The sequence below is a fragment of the Agrobacterium rosae genome (assembly GCF_002915175.1).
Taxonomy (GTDB): Bacteria; Pseudomonadota; Alphaproteobacteria; order Rhizobiales; family Rhizobiaceae; genus Agrobacterium; species Agrobacterium rosae.
Genome location: NZ_NXEJ01000004.1, coordinates 334769 through 353949 on the forward strand (window position 1 = coordinate 334769; position 19181 = coordinate 353949).

Below are 19181 nucleotides of genomic sequence, written 5' to 3' on the forward strand. Positions count from 1 at the left end.
GGTCGCGTTTGTCCGGTGAGGACAAAAAGGCACCAACATGGGTCTGCACGCTGTATTCTTTTACATCTTCGCCTTCGTCGCCGTGGCGTCTGCGTTTATGGTCATCGCTTCGAAGAACCCCGTTCACTCGGTGCTGTTCCTCATTCTGACCTTCTTCAACGCGGCGGCGCTCTTCCTGCTGACGGGTGCAGAATTCCTCGCCATGATCCTGCTGGTGGTTTATGTCGGCGCTGTGGCGGTGTTGTTCCTCTTCGTCGTGATGATGCTGGATGTCGATTTCGCCGAGCTCCGCTCCGGTGTGCTGCAATATGCGCCGGTCGGTGCATTGATCGGTATCATCCTGGCCGCCGAACTCATCATCGTCATCGGTGGCAGTGTGCTGAACCCGGTGGCTGCAAAGTCGATCACCATGCCGATCCCGAACCCGGCAGAGCGCGCCAATACGGCCGCACTCGGTGACGTGCTCTACACGAATTACATCTACTTCTTCCAGCTCGCCGGTCTGGTGCTGCTGGTGGCGATGATCGGCGCGATTGTGCTGACCCTGCGTCACCGCACCGATATCAAGCGGCAGGACATTTCCAAGCAGGTTGCCCGCGATCCGAAGACCGCTGTTACGACGGTCAAGGTCAAGCCGGGTCAGGGCATCTAAGGCGCGAACGGATCCAAGGAACATAATATTATGGAAATCGGTCTTTCCCATTACCTGACGGTCAGCGCGGTCCTCTTGACGATCGGCATCTTCGGTATTTTTCTCAACCGTAAGAACGTCATCGTCATTCTGATGTCGATCGAGCTTATCTTGCTTGCGGTCAATCTCAACATGGTGGCGTTTTCGTCGTTCCTCAACGATATCGTGGGCCAGGTCTTCGCGCTGTTCATTCTGACTGTTGCCGCTGCGGAAGCGGCCATCGGTCTTGCAATACTCGTTGTCTTCTATCGCAACCGCGGATCGATTGCCGTGGAAGACGTCAATATGATGAAGGGCTGATAAGGCTATGATTTACAAAGCTATCGTCTTTCTTCCGCTGATCGGCTTCCTGATCGCTGGCCTTTTCGGTCGCTCCATCGGTGCCAAAGCCTCGGAATATGTCACCACCGGCCTGATGATCATCGTCGCGATCCTGTCATGGGTCGTGTTCATCAACGTCGCGCTTCTCAGCCACGAACCTGGCGAAGTCATTAAGGTCACCGTGCTGCGCTGGATCCAGTCCGGCGGCATCGATGTCGAATGGGCATTCCGTATCGACACGCTGACAGCTGTCATGTTCGTGGTCGTCAACACCGTGTCCACTCTGGTTCACCTGTACTCCATCGGGTACATGCATCACGATCCGCATCGTCCGCGCTTCTTCGCTTATCTGTCGCTCTTCACTTTCGCCATGCTGATGCTGGTCACATCCGACAACCTGTTGCAGATGTTCTTCGGCTGGGAAGGCGTGGGTCTGGCGTCCTATCTGCTGATCGGTTTCTGGTACAAGAAGCCATCCGCCTCTGCTGCCGCCATGAAGGCCTTCATCGTCAACCGCGTTGGTGACTTCGGCTTCATTCTCGGCATCTCCGGTCTGTTCGTGCTGTTTGGTTCGGTCAGCTTCGAGACCATCTTCGCGGCCGCCGGCACCTATCTGCCTGCCGATGGCGCAGCGTCTACGGATGTCGTTATCAACCTGTTCGGCATGCAGCTGGACAAGGCGCATGCGCTGACCGGTGTCTGCCTGCTGCTGTTCATGGGTTCCATGGGTAAGTCGGCTCAGTTCCTGCTGCACACATGGCTGCCGGACGCGATGGAAGGCCCGACACCTGTGTCGGCGCTCATTCACGCCGCGACCATGGTCACGGCTGGCGTCTTCCTCGTTGCCCGCATGTCTCCGATCTTTGAACTGTCACCGGATGCCCTGACTGTCGTGACGCTCGTCGGCGCGATCACTGCCTTCTTTGCGGCGACCGTCGGTCTGGTGCAGAACGATATCAAGCGCGTCATCGCTTACTCGACCTGTTCGCAGCTCGGTTACATGTTCGTGGCGCTCGGCGTCGGCGCTTATGGTGCCGCTGTGTTCCACCTCTTCACGCACGCCTTCTTCAAGGCGCTGTTGTTCCTTTGCGCCGGTTCCGTCATTCACGCCGTGGATGGTGAGCAGGACATGCGTCACATGGGCGGTCTGCGCAAGCACATCCCCATCACGTTCTGGACCATGACGGTCGGTACGCTGGCGCTCACAGGCGTTGGTATTCCCGGTACGATGATTGGCTTTGCGGGCTTCTTCTCCAAGGACGTGATCATCGAATCCGCCTATGCCTCGCACAATGCGGTCGCCGGTTTTGCCTTCACGCTTCTGGTTATTGCCGCCCTGTTCACCAGCTTCTATTCTTGGCGCCTGGCATTCATGACCTTCTTCGGCAAGCCACGCGCTTCCGCAGATGTCATGCACCACGTCCATGAATCGCCAATGGTTATGCTGATCCCGCTGTTTGTTCTCACCGTTGGTGCGGTTCTGGCTGGCGTCGTGTTCGAGGGCCATTTCTTCGGTGAAGAATATGCGGAATTCTGGAAGGGTGCACTGTTTACGCTTCCGTCCAACGAAATCCTCGAAGAGTTCCACCACGTTCCATTGTGGGTCAAGTGGAGCCCGTTCGTTGCCATGGCACTCGGTTTTGTCACCGCCTGGTACTTCTACATCAAGTCGCCTGAGACACCGAAGCGTCTGGCCGAGACCAACCGTGGTCTCTACCAGTTCCTGCTCAACAAGTGGTACTTCGATGAACTCTATGATTTCCTCTTCGTCCGCTCGGCAAAGGCGCTTGGCCGCTTCCTGTGGAAAAAGGGCGACGTGGCGGTTATCGACCACTATGGACCCAACGGTATTGCCGCGCGCGTGGCTGACGTGACCAACCGCGTCGTTCGTCTGCAATCCGGTTACCTCTATCATTATGCCTTTGCGATGCTGATCGGTATTGCCGGGCTTGTCACCTGGATGATGCTCGGGAGTGCCCTGTGATGACCGATTGGCCTATTCTTTCAACGGTCACCTTTCTGCCGCTGGTCGGCGTGGTGCTTTTGCTTCTGACAAATGAGAACGGCCCGTTTGGACGCCGCAACATTCTCAACGTATCGCTGCTGACGACGGTCTTTACCTTCGTGCTGTCGCTGTTCATCTGGATCGGTTTCGACAATTCGAACCCGGGCTTCCAGATGGTCGAAAAGCACGCCTGGTTCGGCAAGATCGCCGCCTATCATCTGGGCGTCGACGGCATCTCCATGCTGTTCGTCATCCTGACGACGTTCCTGATGCCATTCTGCGTACTGGCCAGCTGGAACTCCATCGAGAAGCGCCTCAAGGAATACATGATTGCCTTCCTTCTCCTGGAAGTCGTCATGGTCGGCGTGTTCGTCGCGCTGGATACCGTTCTCTTCTACGTCTTCTTCGAAGCCACACTTATTCCGATGTTCATCATCATCGGCGTTTGGGGCGGCAAGGATCGCGTTTATGCCTCCTACAAGTTCTTCCTCTACACGCTGCTCGGCTCCGTTCTGACGATGCTCGCCATCATGGCGATGTATTGGCAGGCTGGCACGACTGACATGACGGAACTGCTGAAGCACGGCTTCCCGGCCGGCATGCAGACCTGGCTTTGGCTTGCCTGCTTTGCAGCCTTCGCTGTGAAGATGCCGATGTGGCCTGTCCACACATGGTTGCCTGATGCACACGTTCAGGCACCGACGGCTGGTTCGGTCATTCTGGCTGGCGTGATGCTGAAGCTGGGCGGTTACGGTTTCATCCGTTTCTCGCTGTCCATGTTCCCGATTGCGTCGGATTACTTTGCGCCCTTCGTCTTCACGCTCTCCGTTATCGCTATCATCTACACCTCGCTGGTCGCGATGATGCAGGACGACATCAAGAAGCTGATTGCTTATTCGTCCGTCGCTCACATGGGCTACGTGACAATGGGTATCTTCGCCGCCAATGTTCAGGGCGTGCAGGGCGCGATCTTCCAGATGCTGTCCCACGGTATCGTCTCCGGCGCGCTCTTCCTTTGCGTCGGCGTCGTCTATGACCGCCTGCATACTCGCGAGATTTCCGCCTATGGTGGTCTCGTCAACAACATGCCGAAATATGCCGTCGCCTTCATGGTCTTCACCATGGCCAATGTCGGTCTGCCCGGCACATCCGGCTTCGTTGGTGAATTCCTGACGATCGTCGGCGTGTTCCGTGCCAACACCTGGGTCGCGCTGTTTGCGGCAACGGGCGTCATCCTTTCCGCCTCCTATGCGCTATGGCTCTATCGCCGCGTCATTTTCGGTGCGCTGGAAAAGGAAAGCCTGAAGTCTCTGCTCGATCTTTCGACCCGCGAAAAGATCATTCTCTACCCGCTGGTGGCGCTGACGATTTTCTTCGGCGTCTACCCGGCACCGGTTTTCGATGCTACGGCAGCATCGGTGGACCTTTTGATCAATAATTATACGGCCGCATTGCAGGCAGCGCAGAATGTTGCGCTTTCTCTGAACTGACGACAGGACCCGTAGGACATGACCGCTGAAATTCTTTTTGCCAGTCTGCGCATCGCGACGCCCGAGCTGATCCTTGCGGTCGGCGCTCTGGCGCTGCTCATGATTGGGGTCTTCTCCGGGGACAAGTCGACCAATACGGTCATGGGCCTTTCCGTGGCTCTTCTGGTCGTCGTCGGTCTTTGGATCATCTTTGCACCTGCGACCGGCGAGGCCTTTGGCGGCGTTTACGTCGCAGATGCCTTCGGCAACTTCATGAAGGTGCTGGCGCTGATCGGCTCCATCGTCGCCATGATCCTGTCGGTCGGCCACGGCCGCGTCGAGCCGATCGGTCGTTTCGAGTATCCGGTGTTGCTGGTTCTAGCCACCCTCGGCATTCTCCTGATGATCTCGGCCAACAACCTGATTTCGCTTTATATGGCGCTGGAGCTTCAGTCGCTGGCGCTCTACGTTATCTGCGCCATCAACCGTGAAAGCCTGCGCTCCACGGAAGCCGGTTTGAAGTATTTCGTTCTCGGCGCTCTGTCTTCGGGCATGCTGCTCTACGGCATGTCGCTGGTGTACGGTTTTACCGGCAACACAGGTTTCCACGAAATCGCAACCGTGCTGGCGTCCGAGACCCGTTCGCTCGGTCTCGTGTTTGGTCTGGTCTTCGTTCTCGCCGGTCTCGCATTCAAGATTTCCGCCGTGCCGTTCCACATGTGGACGCCCGACGTGTATGAAGGTGCGCCAACGACTGTTACGGCGTTCCTTGCTGCTGCTCCCAAGGTCGGTGCGATGGCGATCTTCGTTCGTATCGTCATCGACGCGTTCCAGCCGGTCTTTGCCGACTGGCAGCAGATCGTGGTCTTCATCTCGATTGCGTCGATGCTGCTCGGTGCCTTTGCCGCTATCGGCCAGAAGAACATCAAGCGCCTGATGGCCTATTCCTCGATCAGCCACATGGGGTATGCCCTTGTTGGTCTGGCTGCGGGAACACAGGCTGGCGTTTCGGGCGTGTTGATCTACATGGCCGTTTACATGGGCATGACGCTCGGCACCTTCGCCTGCATTCTCGCAATGCGCCGCAAGGAAGTCGGCAATGTCGAAAGCGTTGACGATCTCTCGGGTCTGGCGTCCAGCAATCCGTTCATGGCGCTGGTCCTGACGGCCATGATGTTCTCGCTTGCCGGCATTCCGCCACTGGCTGGCTTCTTCGGAAAATATTACGTTTTCCTCGCAGCCATTGAAGCCAAGCTCTACCCGCTGGCTGTCATCGGTGTGATTGCTTCGGTCGTCGGTGCTTACTACTACCTGCGCATCGTCAAGGTCATGTGGTTCGATGACGCCAAGGACTGCGGTTTCGAAAAGGCGTCCGGCGAACTGCGTATCGTCTACGCTTTGTCCGGTCTCTTTGTCGTCGCCTTCATCGCCTTCGGTGGTGCACTCGGCAACGCGGTTGATGCCGCAGCTAAGACGTTCTTTTGAGCGAGACTTTGCAGAAAACGGGCCTGAGGTCATTGGACGACTTCCGGCACGAGGCATTGGTGGAGACATCATCCACCAATGTCGAATGCTTCAGCCGCGCCAGAGCAGGTGATCCCGGCAATCTCTGGGTCACTGCTGGTAAGCAGACCGGCGGTCGTGGCCGTCGCGGCAGGCCCTGGGTTTCGGAACCCGGCAATCTTTACGCCTCTCTTCTCCTGATCGATCCTTCGCCGATGGAAAGCATCGGCGCTTTGCCGCTTGCCTTCGCGCTGGCGGTTTATCGGGCAGTCGGTGCTGTCTTGCCACCCGGCGGCGCACCGCTGGAAATCAAATGGCCGAACGATATTTTGATCGGACGCAAAAAGACCTGCGGCATCCTCATGGAGGCCGAAACGCTGGCCGATGGGCGCACGGCGCTGGTCATCGGCATCGGCATCAACATCGCCCATATGCCCGATAATCCGGCTTATCCGGTCACACGTCTCGGGCAACACGGCGCGTCCTGTGGCCCGGATGAGCTTTTTGCCCATCTGTTTCGCGAGGCCGCCTATGTTCTTGGCCTATGGAACCGCGGGCAGGGCGTTAGCGAAATCGTGCGTCTGTGGCGTGCTGCCGCTTGCGGTATAGGCGAGCCGATTTCCGTCAATCTGCCCGACCGGTCTATTCGCGGGCGTTTTGCCGGAATTGATGATAATGGTTTCCTGCTGCTGGAAGAGGATGATGGGCCTTTGCGCTCCATCGCTGCTGGCGACGTCTTTTTCGGCTGAACCGTACGGTGCTTAAACGCGCCGACGTTCGCCACTCGAATCTGGAGCATGTCTGCTGCTCGGTAAATGCAGGACGCCCTTTCAGCCCCGCATCGGCTGTGTCGGGTCGCAAGATGAAAACCGGTGCTTATCGCTTCACCCGGGCGCGCTTCACTGCGCGGCGGCAGCGACCATGATTGGACAAAACACAGAATGACGACAAAAGACGAATTCGTATTCCTGCCGCTCGGCGGCGTTGGTGAAATCGGCATGAACCTTGCGCTCTACGGTTACGGCCCTGCGGCCAAACGCGAGTGGATCATGGTCGATTGCGGCGTGACCTTTGCTGGGCTGGACTTGCCGGGCATCGACCTCGTGCTGCCCGATATCAACTTCATCGAACAGCAACGCAACAACCTCAAAGCCATCATCATCACCCACGCGCATGAGGACCATTACGGCGCGCTGAATGATCTCTGGCCAAGCCTGAAGGTTCCGGTCTACGCGTCCGGCTTTACCGCGGGCATGCTGGAAGCCAAGCGCAATTACGAAGGCACGCGCGCCGATATCCCGATCACCCCGTTCAAGGCTGGTGACCGCATCAATGTCGGCCCGTTCGAGATCGAAGCCATTGGCGTCAACCACTCGATTCCCGAACCCATGTCGCTCGTCATTCGCACCCCGCTTGGCAATGCCGTGCACACGGGTGACTGGAAGATTGACCACGCGCCATCGCTCGGACCTTTCACCGATGAAGCCCGTTTTCGCGCCGTCGGTGAAGAGGGCGTGCTGGCGATGATGTGCGACAGCACCAATGCGCTGCGCGATGGTGTTTCGCCATCCGAAGAGCAGGTGTCGGAAGGTCTGCGCCAGATCATCGAAAACGCCGAAGGACGCGTGGCCATCACGACCTTCTCCTCCAATGTCGGGCGGATTCGCTCCATCGCACAGGCTGCCGAACGTGCGGGCCGCGAGGTTCTGCTGCTCGGCTCGTCGCTGAAGCGCGTGGTCAACGTGTCGCAAGACCTCGGTATCATGGAAGGCATCAAGCCGTTTCTGGCCGAAGATGAATATGGCTATATTCCCCGCAACAAGGTCGTCGTCATTCTCACGGGCTCGCAGGGCGAGTCTCGGGCGGCGTTGGCGAAACTGTCGCGGGATGAGATGCGCAATGTCGCGCTCGCATCCGGCGATACGGTGGTGTTCTCGTCCCGTGCTATTCCCGGCAATGAAAAAGCCATTCAGGACATCAAGAACGGCCTGATTGAGCAGGGCATCAATATCATTACCGATAATGAAGCACTCGTTCACGTGTCGGGCCACCCCCGTCGCAATGAGCTTTTGCAGATGTACGAGTGGGTAAAGCCGCAAATTCTCGTTCCCGTGCATGGCGAAGCCGCACATCTGGTGGCACAGAAGTTGCTGGCCGAGCAGGCCGGCATTGGACAGGTTCCGAAGGTTCGCAACGGTAACATTCTGCGCCTCGCACCCGGTCCTGCCGAGGTTATCGACGACGCACCGCATGGCCGCGTCTTCAAGGATGGTCGCCTCGTGGGTGATTTCGAGGAAATGGGCATTGGCGATCGCCGCAAGCTTTCCTTCGCAGGCCACGTTTCGATCAATGTCCTGCTGGACAGCCGATTTGATTTCCAGGGCGATCCGGATGTCGTTCCGTTCGGTCTGCCGGAGTTCGATGACGAAGGCGAAGCCATGGAAGACACGCTTTATGACGCCGTGCTCAGCGCCGTCGAAAGCATTCCACGCGCGCGCCGCAAAGACTTGAACGTCGTGCGGGAATCCATCCGCCGCGCTGTTCGCGCCACGGCCAATCAGGTCTGGGGCAAGAAACCAATCGTGACTGTCTTCGTGACGAAGGTGTAACGTCGAATATGCAGGTCGAGGCGCAGGGCGCTTCGACCGTCGTTTTTGGGAGGAAGGCATGCTCGGTCGTATCAACCACGTGGCACTTGCAGTGCCAAATCTGGCAGCCGCAGTCGCAACCTACCGCGATTCCTTGGGTGCTGCCGTCTCTCAGCCGCAGAAACTGCCGGAGCACGGCGTTACGGTTGTCTTCATCGTGTTACCCAACACGAAGGTGGAACTGCTGGAACCTCTTGGTGACGGCTCACCAATTGCCGCCTTTCTGGAAAAGAACCCTTCCGGCGGCATGCACCACATTTGTTACGAAGTGGACGATATCATCCTCGCGCGCGACCACCTGATACAACAGGGGGCGAGGGTGCTGGGCAACGGCGAGCCGAAAACCGGCGCGCACGGCAAGCCGGTAATTTTTCTCCACCCGAAGGACTTCTTCGGTACGCTGATAGAGATTGAACAGGTGTAACGGTACGCGCGCGCCACATCCGCGATTTCGTGTAAAATCCCGTTAGAGTATCTGGCGCAGAAGTGTTAAGCGGTTTGTTATTCCTCATTCCTGTGCTTGTCACAGGAACTAGGAAGAAAAGAAGTCGGGTGTTTATAACGGGAGGTTTATTCTATGCCGTGGCTTTCGGCTTTTGCCGTCTTTTTCATCGTCTGGTGGACGGTGCTGTTCATTGTTTTGCCGATTGGTCTGCGCACGCAATCCGAGGATGGAAATGTGGCGCTTGGAACCGTTGCCAGTGCGCCTTCGCATTTCAGCGGTGGTAAAATGGTCTTGCTGACAACGCTAATTTCTCTGCTCATCTGCGGCATATGGTATCTGGCAACGTGGTATTTTGGCTTCACCATGGATGATCTGCCGCGCATCATACCCATTTACGACTGATTTCGTCATCCGACTGTCACGGAGACCCGCCATAGAGGGAAGCAGTACGGTTGGCACTGCCGCCCTTGCAACATTGGCTGCCATGATTAAGCCAAAATCTGCTCGGTGGCTTGGGCGCGGGTAACTGAAAGCAAAAAAAAACAAGGCTTTTCAGCCTTGTTCTTTAGTTTCGCGTGATCTGTAACCGTTACCGGGGCTGCGCCTAAACGCGCCTAAGATCTCATCCTCCCAAGACTGACCGCGAAAATGACAAGAATTTAAACTTCCTGCCTCTTTTGTAAGCCAAAACTAGCTCAAACATAGGCAGTTGTCATCAGATTTTTTGCATATTTGTTACAGTCGGCAGAAAATTCCTCCTGAAGCGATATGTCGCAGTTTAGCGGCAATAATATTCCTCCTGTAACCGTTCAGGGGCGAAAGTCGTCTCACAAATTGGCCGCAGAAGGGCCACGAAGCACAATTGTACCTGACATCGAGCGTGCCGCCGGGTCTTGCGTGACACCGGAATTGCGGCCTTAAAAGAATCGCGGTGCGGAGTTGGCATCAACAGGGCAAGGCGCTTGAGGGCGGGTTTCTTTCTGCTGCGGAAACCGCTATGTACGGCGCAAATGTCCCTTTATTCCGGCGATTCCCGTGTAAAATCGGTGTTTCGCCACAGAATGGAAACCACCATGCGTCTTAGCCGTTACTTTTTGCCCATCCTCAAGGAAAATCCCAAGGAAGCGGAAATCGTCTCGCATCGCCTCATGCTGCGTGCAGGCATGGTGCGTCAGCAGAGCCAGGGCATTTATTCCTGGTTGCCGCTGGGTAAGCGCGTGTTGGATAAGGTCAACAAGATCGTTCGTGAAGAACAGGATCGTTCCGGCGCGATCGAGCTGTTGATGCCGACGCTTCAGACGGCGGAGCTGTGGCAGGAAAGCGGTCGTTACGATGACTACGGCAAGGAAATGCTGCGCATCAAGGACCGTCAGGACCGCCAGATGCTCTATGGTCCGACCAATGAGGAGATGATCACCGACATCTTCCGGTCCTATGTAAAGTCCTACAAGACTTTGCCTTTGAACCTCTATCATATTCAGCTCAAGTTCCGTGATGAGGTCCGCCCTCGTTTCGGCACCATGCGCTCGCGTGAATTCCTGATGAAGGATGCCTATTCCTTCGATCTGACGAAGGAAGACGCGATCCACTCCTATAACAAGATGTTTACCGCCTACCTGCGCACCTTCTCGCGTCTGGGCCTGCGCGCCATTCCTATGCGCGCCGATACCGGACCTATCGGCGGCAATCACAGCCATGAATTCATCATTCTGGCCGATACCGGTGAATCGGAAGTGTTCTGCCACAAGAGCTTCCTGGATCGCGGTATTCCTTCCGACGATACGAATTTTGATGACGTCGCCGGTCTTCAGGGCATTTTCGACGAGTGGACGACGGATTACGCTGCGACATCAGAAATGCACGATGAAGCGGCATTTGATGCGATCCCCGAGGGCGAGCGCCTGTCTGCGCGTGGTATCGAAGTCGGTCACATCTTCTATTTCGGCACAAAATATTCCGAGCCGATGGGTGCCAAGGTTCAGGGACCGGATGGCAAGGAACACCTTGTCCACATGGGTTCCTACGGCATTGGCCCCACACGCCTTGTTCCCGCCATCATTGAAGCATCGCATGATGAGAACGGAATCATCTGGCCGGACTCGGTTGCGCCTTTCGACGTCGTCATCATCAATATGAAGGCTGGTGACGCTGCCTGTGATGCGGCTTGCGAAAAGCTGTATTACTCGCTGTCGAACGCCGGCAAGGATGTTCTTTACGACGACACGGACGACCGTGCGGGCCAGAAATTTGCAACGGCTGATCTCATTGGCGTGCCGGTGCAGATCATCGTTGGTCCACGCAGCGTTGCGGCCGGTGAAGTCGAGGTCAAGAACCGCAAGACCGGCGCGCGCGAAACCGTGACCATCGAAGCGGCAATGAACAGAGTGCTTGGCTGAAGAGCCGATAGGGAGACGACATGGCAAAAGCCGAGGCTGATAACGGTGCAGGCTCATCCGTAAAGGGTAGGTCCGCCCGACCATTTTCGGCCTTCGAACGCATGGTGGCTTGGCGCTACCTGCGTTCGCGCCGTAAGGAAGCATTCATTTCCGTCATCGCGGGTTTCTCCTTCGTCGGCATCATGCTCGGCGTGGCGACGCTGATCATCGTGATGGCCGTGATGAACGGTTTCCGCACGGAGCTGATTTCCCGCATTCTCGGCATCAACGGCCACATGATAGTTCAGCCGATCGATTCTCCGCTGAAGGACTATGACGTTCTGGCGAAGAGATTTGCAGGCGTTCCCGGCGTTACCATGGCGCTGCCACTGGTCGAGGGGCAGACGCTTGCGTCCGGTCGCGGCGGTGCGGGCAGCGGTGCTTTGGTGCGCGGCGTTCGTGCAGAAGACATCGAGAAGATCAAGGAAGTCTCCGGCAATATCAAGGTCGGCGATCTCGTCGGCTTCATGTCGGGGCAGGGCGTTCTTGTCGGTTCGCGCCTCGCATCCCAGCTGGGCGTGACAGCCGGTGACCAGATTACCCTGATATCACCGGAAGGTGACGTGACGCCGATGGGTGTCAACCCACGCGTCAAATCCTATACGATCTCAGGTGTCTTCGAGATCGGCATGTCGGAATATGATGCCTCGATGATCTACATGCCGCTTTCGGAAGCGCAGCTTTATTTCAATCAGGAAGGCATCGTGCAGTCCATCGAGCTGTTCGTCACCCACCCTGACAATGTCGATGGCATCAGGCCTCTGGTAGAAGCGGCAGCCGAGCGGCAGATCTATATCACCGACTGGCGACAGCGAAATCAGACCTTCTTTTCCGCCTTGCAGGTGGAGCGCAACGTCATGTTCATGATCCTGACGCTGATCGTGTTGGTGGCCGCGCTCAACATCATCTCCGGCCTCATCATGCTGGTGAAGGACAAGGGCAGCGATATCGCCATTCTGCGCACCATGGGTGCCAGTGGCGGCTCCATCATGCGCATCTTCTTCATGACGGGTGCTGCCATCGGCATGGTCGGCACCTTTGCGGGCGTCGGACTTGGGGTTCTCGTCTGTCTCAATGTGGAATCGATCCGGCAGTTCTTCTCATGGATTTCAGGCACGGTTCTGTTCGATCCGCAGCTCTATTTCCTCAGCCAGCTTCCAGCAGAAATGCAGCTGAGCGAAACGCTGACCGTCGTCGCCATGGCGCTGACCTTGTCGTTCCTGGCAACGATCTTTCCGGCATGGCGGGCTTCCAAGCTCGATCCTGTGCAAGCCCTGCGTTACGAATAAGGACTGCTTCACACCATGGCAAAGAAAACAGCGTTGCGGCTTTCCGGCGTGGAACGGACCTACGGTCAGGGCGAAACCAGCCTTTCCATTCTGAAAAATGCCGATCTTGAATTGAGAAGCGGCGAAATTGTCGCGCTCGTCGCACCCTCTGGCACCGGTAAATCCACGCTGCTGCATCTGGCGGGTCTGCTGGAGCATCCAGACGCAGGCGAGGTGTTCATCAACGGTCGTTCCTGCGGCAATCTGTCTGACGAGGAGCGCACGTCGATCCGTGGAAGCGATATCGGCTTCGTCTACCAGTTCCACCATCTGCTGCCGGAGTTCACCGCGCTCGAAAACATCATGATGCCGCAGTTGATTGCCGGTCTGCCCCACGCGGAAGCAAGCGAGCGGGCAGCGGCCCTGTTGGACTATATGCGCATCGGTCACCGCGGTGATCACCGTCCGTCCGAGCTATCCGGTGGTGAGCAGCAACGCGTCGCTATCGCACGCGCCGTGGCTAATGCACCGCTGTTGCTGCTAGCCGACGAGCCGACGGGCAACCTAGACCCGGAGACAGCATCCTACGTGTTCGGTGCGCTGGAAGCGCTGGTACGTCAGTCCGGGCTTGCAGCCTTGATCGCGACCCATAACCACGACCTCGCAGCCCGCATGGACCGCCGTGTCACCTTGAGCGAAGGCAAGATCGTCGAGTTCTGATCTGCGGGCTTACAGGCCCTCACAGTCCATACCCTAAGATTCAACAAGCCCCGTGCAGCATTTGCTGTGCGGGGTTTTGTCATTTGGACTCAACGGCTTGCCGCGAATCGCATGCGGAACCGCCGCGACTCCGCACGCGTTGACAAGGCGAGACCCCGAAATAAGCAGTTGACAACGAAACGAAATGAGAACAAAGTTAGAACATAACGAGTATGGAGAGACAAATGACCGACATCATCCGTGACATTGCTGCCTTCGCTTCCATCGCTGTTTTTGTTACCAGCTTTTCGGTAATCCTCACTTCTATGTGATAAGTCAGCGTCGTTTCATAAATGAAATGACGTGTAAAGCTACCTGTGGGCAGTGGACATTGCCGTCAGGAAATCCGAAAATCCCGCTGATTCAGAATGACGGGATGACGGTTGATGGGCGAGATTTTAGTAAGCGGCGGAACCGCCGGTATAGACCTGAAGACGCCCGGCTTCGTCCACCTGCGTGTGCACTCGGCCTATTCTCTTCTCGAGGGCGCGTTGCCCTTGAAGAAAATCATGGCGAAGGCCGTTTCTGACGGTCAGCCCGCCATTGCAATTACTGATACCAACAATCTGTTCGTCGCGCTGGAGTTTTCCGAAAAGGCGCGAGACGAAGGCTTGCAGCCCATCATCGGCTGCCAGATGTCCATCGACATGCAGGATGCCACCGATGACAAGCGGGGGCATAACAATCTGGCAAAGCTGCCGGCAATCGTGGTGCTGGCTGCCAATGCGCAAGGTTACGAGCGTCTGGTCGACCTGATCAGCCGTGCCTATCTGGATGGTGAAACCACCGGGCCCTCTGTCTGCATCACCAAGGCGTGGCTGGAGGAGGGCGACAATGCTGGCCTGATCGTCCTCAGCGGTGCATCGGGTGGTCCGATCGATATGCCTCTCAAAGAAGGTCATACGGCTCAGGCGACCAGACGGCTTCTTGCCCTGAAGGAACTGTTCGGCGACCGGCTTTATATCGAGCTGCAGCGTCAAGGCAATTTTGATCGTGTGCATGAGCGTCGCATGGTGACTTTGGCCTACGAACATGATGTTCCGCTTGTCGCCACCAATGAAGCGTTCTTTCCGACACGCGCGGATTATGATGCTCATGATGCTTTGATGGCCGTGGCTCACAACGCCATCGTTTCCGATGATAGCCGTTTTCGCTTGACGCCCGACCACTATCTCAAAAGCCGAGAAGAGATGATGGCGCTGTTTGCCGACCTACCAGAAGCGTTGGAAAACACCATCGAGATTGCCCAGCGCTGCTCCTACGTCCTGAAAAAACGCGGACCTATCCTGCCGCGCTTCACCGGTGCCAGTGAAGATCCCGATGAGGCCGACCGTGCCGAGGGGCAGGAACTGCGCCGGCAAGCGGTCGAGGGTCTGGATCAACGGCTGGCAGCGCTCGGAATGGCACCGGGCTATACTGAACAGGAATATCGCGACCGGCTGGCCTTCGAGCTCGGCGTTATCGAGCGCATGAAGTTTCCCGGTTACTTCCTCATCGTTGCCGACTTCATCAAATGGGCCAAGAACCAGGATATTCCGGTTGGCCCGGGCCGCGGTTCAGGTGCGGGCTCGCTCGTCGCCTATGCGCTGACGATTACCGACGTCGACCCGCTACGCTTCTCGCTGCTGTTCGAGCGCTTTCTCAATCCGGAACGCGTATCGATGCCCGACTTCGATATCGACTTCTGTCAGGATCGCCGCGAAGAGGTGATCCGTTACGTGCAGAAGAAGTACGGCCGTGAGCAGGTGGCACAGATCATCACCTTCGGTTCGTTGCAGGCCCGTGCGGCGCTTCGCGACGTCGGCCGTGTGCTGGAAATGCCCTACGGGCAGGTGGACCGCATCTGTAAGCTGGTGCCGAACAATCCGGCCAACCCGACGACGCTGTCCAAAGCCATCGAGGAAGAGCCGCGGTTTCAGGAAGAAGCCGACAAGGAGCCGGTCGTCGCGCGCCTTCTCGATATCGCCCAGAAGATCGAAGGTCTCTATCGCCACGCGTCCACCCACGCCGCCGGTATCGTCATCGGTGACCGCCCGCTGTCGAAGCTGGTGCCGATGTACCGAGACCCGCGCTCGGACATGCCGGTCACGCAGTTCAACATGAAATGGGTCGAAAGTGCCGGGCTGGTGAAGTTCGACTTTCTTGGACTGAAAACGCTGACGGTTTTGAAAGTGGCGGTGGATTTCGTTGCAAGGCGCGGCGTTGCTGTCGATCTGGCGGCCATTCCGCTGGAGGATGTGAAGACCTACGAGATGCTGTCGCGCGGCGAAACCATCGGCGTGTTCCAGGTGGAAAGTGCGGGCATGCGCAAGGCGCTGATCGGCATGCGCCCGGACTGCATCGAGGACATCATTGCGCTTGTTGCGCTGTATCGTCCGGGACCGATGGAAAACATCCCGGTCTACAATGCCCGTAAACACGGCGAAGAAGAGATCGAGTCGATCCATGCGACCATCGATCACCTGCTGAAGGAAACGCAGGGCGTTATCGTCTATCAGGAACAGGTGATGCAGATCGCCCAGGTTCTGTCTGGCTATTCGCTCGGCGAAGCCGATCTTCTGCGCCGCGCCATGGGTAAGAAGATCAAGGAGGAAATGGACCAGCAGCGCGAACGTTTCGTGGAAGGCGCGATGCGCAACGATGTGTCGAAAGCGCAGTCCAACACCATTTTCGATCTGCTGGCGAAGTTTGCGAATTACGGCTTCAACAAATCCCACGCCGCCGCCTATGCCATCGTGTCGTACCAGACCGCCTATATGAAGGCGCATTTCCCGGTCGAATTCCTGGCGGCGTCAATGACGTTGGATATGGCCAACACCGAAAAGGTCAACGACTTCCGCCAGGATGCTGGCCGGATGGGAATCGAGATCGTCGCGCCGTCGGTGCAGACATCGCACCGTCGTTTTGAGCCCGGCGAAAACCGCATCTATTATTCGCTGGCGGCGCTGAAGGGTGTTGGTGAAGGCGCGGTTGATCACATCGTCGAAGCGCGCGGCGAAACACCTTTCGCCAGCCTCGAAGATTTCTGCCTGCGGATCGACCCCAAACAGATCAACCGCCGCGTTCTCGAAAGCCTCATCAATGCCGGTGCCTTCGATTGCTTCGGCAAGGACCGCGCGGAGCTGATCGGCGGGCTGGACCGTATCATCGGTTATGCGCAACTGGCGCAGAGCCGCCGGGTCAGCGGTCAGCACGATATGTTCGGTTCAGGTGGCGCAAGCGGCCCGGAGAAGCTCGTGCTTCCTGCCTACCAGCCTTGGCTCGCATCGGAAAAGCTGCTGCGAGAATATCAGGTGCTGGGCTTCTATCTGACCGCCCATCCGCTGGATACCTACCGCGCCGTTCTTGATAAGCTGCGGGTTCAGAACATTGCCGATTTTACCGCCGCCGTGAAACAGGGTGCCACCGCTGGTCGTTTGGCTGGCACCGTCACCGGCAAGCAGGAACGCAAGACGAGAACCGGCAACAAGATGGGTATCGTCACCTTCTCCGACGCATCCGGCCAGTATGAGGCCGTACTGTTTTCCGAAGGCCTTGCTCAATATCGTGATCTGCTGGAGGTCGGCAAATCGCTTGTTGTCACTGTGCAGGCGGAAGAGCGGCCGGAGGGCATCGGCCTTCGCATTCAGACGGCTCAGTCGCTGGAGGAGAAATCCGTCCAAATGCAAAAGGCGCTGCGCGTCTTCATCCGCGATTCCAGCCCGCTGAAGACACTGGTTCCTCACCTCAACCGGGGAGATGGTGCTGTTTATTTCGTCGTCATCAAGGATGACGGTCAGCGAGAGATCGAAGTTGAACTTCCAGGGAAATATCGTATCTCGCCTGAAATCGGCGCAGCCTTCCGCTCCGCCGCAGGCGTCATTGATGTCGAGCTAATCTAGTTCGAGACAACCAGTTCTAGAACAGGCTGTTGGTCGGATAGGCATTGCTGCCGCGGTCGCTGAAGCCATGGCGTGAGAGGCATGCTCTAAGCGCTGCGTTGTAGATGTAAGAGGCGGTGTAAACGGTGCCACGTGTTGGCGTGCTGGCCTCATAGGTGCAGTTCGCCAGGGCCCGGTCATAGACCTCGAGGATAATTGGGTCGCTTGTTACGTCCGGCCCGGCATAGACCCTATAATTTTGCGGTGCCTCGGCTGCCGAGACACAGGCCAATCCCAGAATTGCCGCCGCTACATATTTGATGTTCATTTTCTGGCTCCCACGCAGGATGTGATGCCAGTTCAACGCCATTTTTCAAACTTCGTTCCAGAAACTCTGAATTGGTCGGGTCTCGGTCCGTCAGTCACGGGTGATGGTGATGAAGTCCGTTCCCTGTCCTGTTTCCAGCCCGTGGCTGAGATCGGATACGGTGATGGAGCTGCCCGTTGAAAGCGATGCCTCCAGCTGCTGTCGAACAGGTGTCGGTATATCGATGCGGTCCAGAACAGCACGCAGCTGATCGGACGTGCCCGGCGCATTCTCTTCATCGATGCCAAGACGCTTTTTCGCGCCCGCTGGCAGGTGGTTTTCCAGCGTCAGCCCGTTCCACTGCGCCTTGCCGCTTTTCCGGTCCACGTCTATCACCTCGAAGAAATGGGTGCCGAGTGCGACATGCGGGTCCTTGATGTGGATCGGCGCTTCGAACAGCGGCTTGAAATCCTGCCGAACCATGATCTGTCCGTTTGGTGCCGCCTCAGCGCCAGCCGACGCATAGAGTGCATCGATGAAATCATCCGTCAAAAGCGGGCCGGTGGTCTTGAGGTCTTTCCAGCGCTTGAAGCCATTGATGGCGCTGACTGTCATCTGCCCGGCATAGCCATCCGGCACGCCTGCGTCGAAGCCGATCGTCGTCAGCAAATTCTGGGCATCCATGATCTTCTCGCGGTCACCGCGGCGGGTGATGAGGATGCGCAAAGGAGAGCCTTCCGCTTCTCGCACAGCCGCCGGCTTGACCGCACTTGTCGTCTGGTTGACGGCAACTTCCACCAGCTTCAGCGACGCGTCGAAATTGGCCGGACGAAGTTCGACGTCTGACAACATCAGCCCTTCCTGATCTTTGTTTTTGGGCTGCAAAAGGGCAGGGTGGTTGATGGCGCGTGGCGCGACATCCGCATTGGAAACAATGACATGCACTCCACGCGTCGTCATGCCGTACAGCGATTTTGCAAATTTTGTCGGCAAGCGGATACAGCCATGTGAGGCGGGATAGTTCGGCACTCGTCCTTCATGAAGCGCTATGCCCGACCATGTGAGGCGCTGCATGAACGGCATGGGAGCGGCGGAGTAGATGTTGGATTCGTGATATTTCTTCTTGTCCAGAATGGAGAAAATTCCGCTCGGCGTCTCGTGGCCCGATTTTCCGGTCGAGACTTGCGAGGTCGAGATCAAAGCGCCGTCCTCATAGAGGCTGAGTGTCTGCTCGTTTTTTGAAACGATGATCTGCAAGCTGCGCACATCGCCGGCAAGGGCTGATTGTACCAGAACGGAAGTCGAGAGGAGGCAGGCTCCCACAAACGCACGCAACATCATGTTCACTCCAACGCAATACAAAACATGCCACCGAAAACGGCGGGCACGGGAGCCTTAAGGGCAAGTCTCACAACAATAGCCGTTGGGATTTAAGGAAACTTTTAAATAAAGTTCACGACGCCGTGTACG

15 protein-coding genes are annotated in these 19181 nt (G+C 57.2%); 13 read left to right on the top strand and 2 right to left on the bottom strand.

The features are described 5' to 3' along the window. Positions 1–37: 37 nt before the first annotated feature. From CPJ18_RS08970 to dnaE, 13 genes are all read left to right on the top strand, one after another. The gene (locus tag CPJ18_RS08970; protein WP_077101212.1) at positions 38–652 is read left to right on the top strand and encodes an NADH-quinone oxidoreductase subunit J; all 615 of its coding nucleotides are present in this window, start codon (positions 38–40) and stop codon (positions 650–652) included. Between the two features lie 30 nt (positions 653–682). Then, positions 683–991, top strand: coding sequence for an NADH-quinone oxidoreductase subunit NuoK (gene nuoK, locus CPJ18_RS08975; protein WP_077101210.1), 309 nt, complete (start codon positions 683–685; stop codon positions 989–991). 7 nt (positions 992–998) lie between these two features. Beyond that, on the top strand, positions 999–2996 hold the full coding sequence (gene nuoL, locus CPJ18_RS08980) for an NADH-quinone oxidoreductase subunit L (RefSeq protein WP_103657774.1): 1998 nt from the start codon (positions 999–1001) through the stop codon (positions 2994–2996). Then, entirely contained in the window at positions 2996–4507 is a 1512-nt protein-coding gene (locus CPJ18_RS08985; protein WP_077101207.1) for an NADH-quinone oxidoreductase subunit M, read from the top strand. The genes nuoL and CPJ18_RS08985 overlap by 1 nt, the downstream gene beginning before the upstream one ends. Positions 4508–4525: 18 nt before the next feature. Continuing rightward, positions 4526–5971, top strand: a complete 1446-nt coding sequence (nuoN, locus tag CPJ18_RS08990; RefSeq protein WP_103657775.1) for an NADH-quinone oxidoreductase subunit NuoN — start codon at positions 4526–4528, stop codon at positions 5969–5971. After that, on the top strand, positions 5968–6738 hold the full coding sequence (locus CPJ18_RS08995; protein WP_103657776.1) for a biotin--[acetyl-CoA-carboxylase] ligase: 771 nt from the start codon (positions 5968–5970) through the stop codon (positions 6736–6738). Before nuoN ends, CPJ18_RS08995 begins: the two co-directional genes overlap by 4 nt. Before the next feature lie 192 nt (positions 6739–6930). Further along, entirely contained in the window at positions 6931–8598 is a 1668-nt protein-coding gene (locus CPJ18_RS09000; protein WP_103657777.1) for a ribonuclease J, read from the top strand. A 58-nt stretch (positions 8599–8656) separates the two neighbouring features. Further along, positions 8657–9061, top strand: a complete 405-nt coding sequence (gene mce, locus CPJ18_RS09005; protein ID WP_103657778.1) for a methylmalonyl-CoA epimerase — start codon at positions 8657–8659, stop codon at positions 9059–9061. A 153-nt stretch (positions 9062–9214) separates the two neighbouring features. Next, the gene (locus CPJ18_RS09010) at positions 9215–9484 is read left to right on the top strand and encodes a DUF1467 family protein (protein ID WP_103657779.1); all 270 of its coding nucleotides are present in this window, start codon (positions 9215–9217) and stop codon (positions 9482–9484) included. A 671-nt stretch (positions 9485–10155) separates the two neighbouring features. Next, a complete protein-coding gene (gene proS, locus CPJ18_RS09015) occupies positions 10156–11478 on the top strand; it encodes a proline--tRNA ligase (RefSeq protein WP_103657922.1) in 1323 nt (440 codons plus the stop codon). A gap of 20 nt (positions 11479–11498) precedes the next feature. Beyond that, a complete protein-coding gene (locus CPJ18_RS09020; protein WP_103657780.1) occupies positions 11499–12806 on the top strand; it encodes a lipoprotein-releasing ABC transporter permease subunit in 1308 nt (435 codons plus the stop codon). Between the two features lie 15 nt (positions 12807–12821). After that, a complete protein-coding gene (locus tag CPJ18_RS09025; RefSeq protein WP_103657781.1) occupies positions 12822–13505 on the top strand; it encodes an ABC transporter ATP-binding protein in 684 nt (227 codons plus the stop codon). A 425-nt stretch (positions 13506–13930) separates the two neighbouring features. Then, positions 13931–17425 carry a DNA polymerase III subunit alpha gene (gene dnaE / locus CPJ18_RS09030; RefSeq protein WP_103657782.1) on the top strand — a complete coding sequence of 1165 codons (3495 nt, stop codon included), beginning with the start codon at positions 13931–13933 and terminating at the stop codon, positions 17423–17425. 16 nt (positions 17426–17441) lie between these two features. On the opposite strand, the gene CPJ18_RS09035 is transcribed toward dnaE, so the two are convergent. Continuing rightward, positions 17442–17732, bottom strand: coding sequence for a hypothetical protein (locus CPJ18_RS09035; protein WP_103657923.1), 291 nt, complete (start codon positions 17730–17732; stop codon positions 17442–17444). 90 nt (positions 17733–17822) lie between these two features. After that, on the bottom strand, positions 17823–19052 hold the full coding sequence (locus CPJ18_RS09040) for a L,D-transpeptidase family protein (protein WP_245445369.1): 1230 nt from the start codon (positions 19050–19052) through the stop codon (positions 17823–17825). Positions 19053–19181 lie beyond the last annotated feature (129 nt).

Excerpts from the sequence above, each read along its gene's own strand:
- CPJ18_RS08970 (WP_077101212.1), top strand. The coding sequence starts at position 38 with ATGGGTCTGCACGCTGTATTCTTTTACATCTTCGCCTTCGTCGCCGTG.
- nuoK (WP_077101210.1), top strand. The coding sequence starts at position 683 with ATGGAAATCGGTCTTTCCCATTACCTGACGGTCAGCGCGGTCCTCTTG.
- nuoL (WP_103657774.1), top strand. The coding sequence starts at position 999 with ATGATTTACAAAGCTATCGTCTTTCTTCCGCTGATCGGCTTCCTGATC.
- CPJ18_RS08985 (WP_077101207.1), top strand. The coding sequence starts at position 2,996 with ATGACCGATTGGCCTATTCTTTCAACGGTCACCTTTCTGCCGCTGGTC.
- nuoN (WP_103657775.1), top strand. The coding sequence starts at position 4,526 with ATGACCGCTGAAATTCTTTTTGCCAGTCTGCGCATCGCGACGCCCGAG.
- CPJ18_RS09000 (WP_103657777.1), top strand. The coding sequence starts at position 6,931 with ATGACGACAAAAGACGAATTCGTATTCCTGCCGCTCGGCGGCGTTGGT.
- mce (WP_103657778.1), top strand. The coding sequence starts at position 8,657 with ATGCTCGGTCGTATCAACCACGTGGCACTTGCAGTGCCAAATCTGGCA.
- CPJ18_RS09010 (WP_103657779.1), top strand. The coding sequence starts at position 9,215 with ATGCCGTGGCTTTCGGCTTTTGCCGTCTTTTTCATCGTCTGGTGGACG.
- proS (WP_103657922.1), top strand. The coding sequence starts at position 10,156 with ATGCGTCTTAGCCGTTACTTTTTGCCCATCCTCAAGGAAAATCCCAAG.
- CPJ18_RS09020 (WP_103657780.1), top strand. The coding sequence starts at position 11,499 with ATGGCAAAAGCCGAGGCTGATAACGGTGCAGGCTCATCCGTAAAGGGT.
- CPJ18_RS09025 (WP_103657781.1), top strand. The coding sequence starts at position 12,822 with ATGGCAAAGAAAACAGCGTTGCGGCTTTCCGGCGTGGAACGGACCTAC.
- dnaE (WP_103657782.1), top strand. The coding sequence starts at position 13,931 with ATGGGCGAGATTTTAGTAAGCGGCGGAACCGCCGGTATAGACCTGAAG.
- CPJ18_RS09035 (WP_103657923.1), bottom strand. The coding sequence starts at position 17,732 with ATGAACATCAAATATGTAGCGGCGGCAATTCTGGGATTGGCCTGTGTC.
- CPJ18_RS09040 (WP_245445369.1), bottom strand. The coding sequence starts at position 19,052 with ATGATGTTGCGTGCGTTTGTGGGAGCCTGCCTCCTCTCGACTTCCGTT.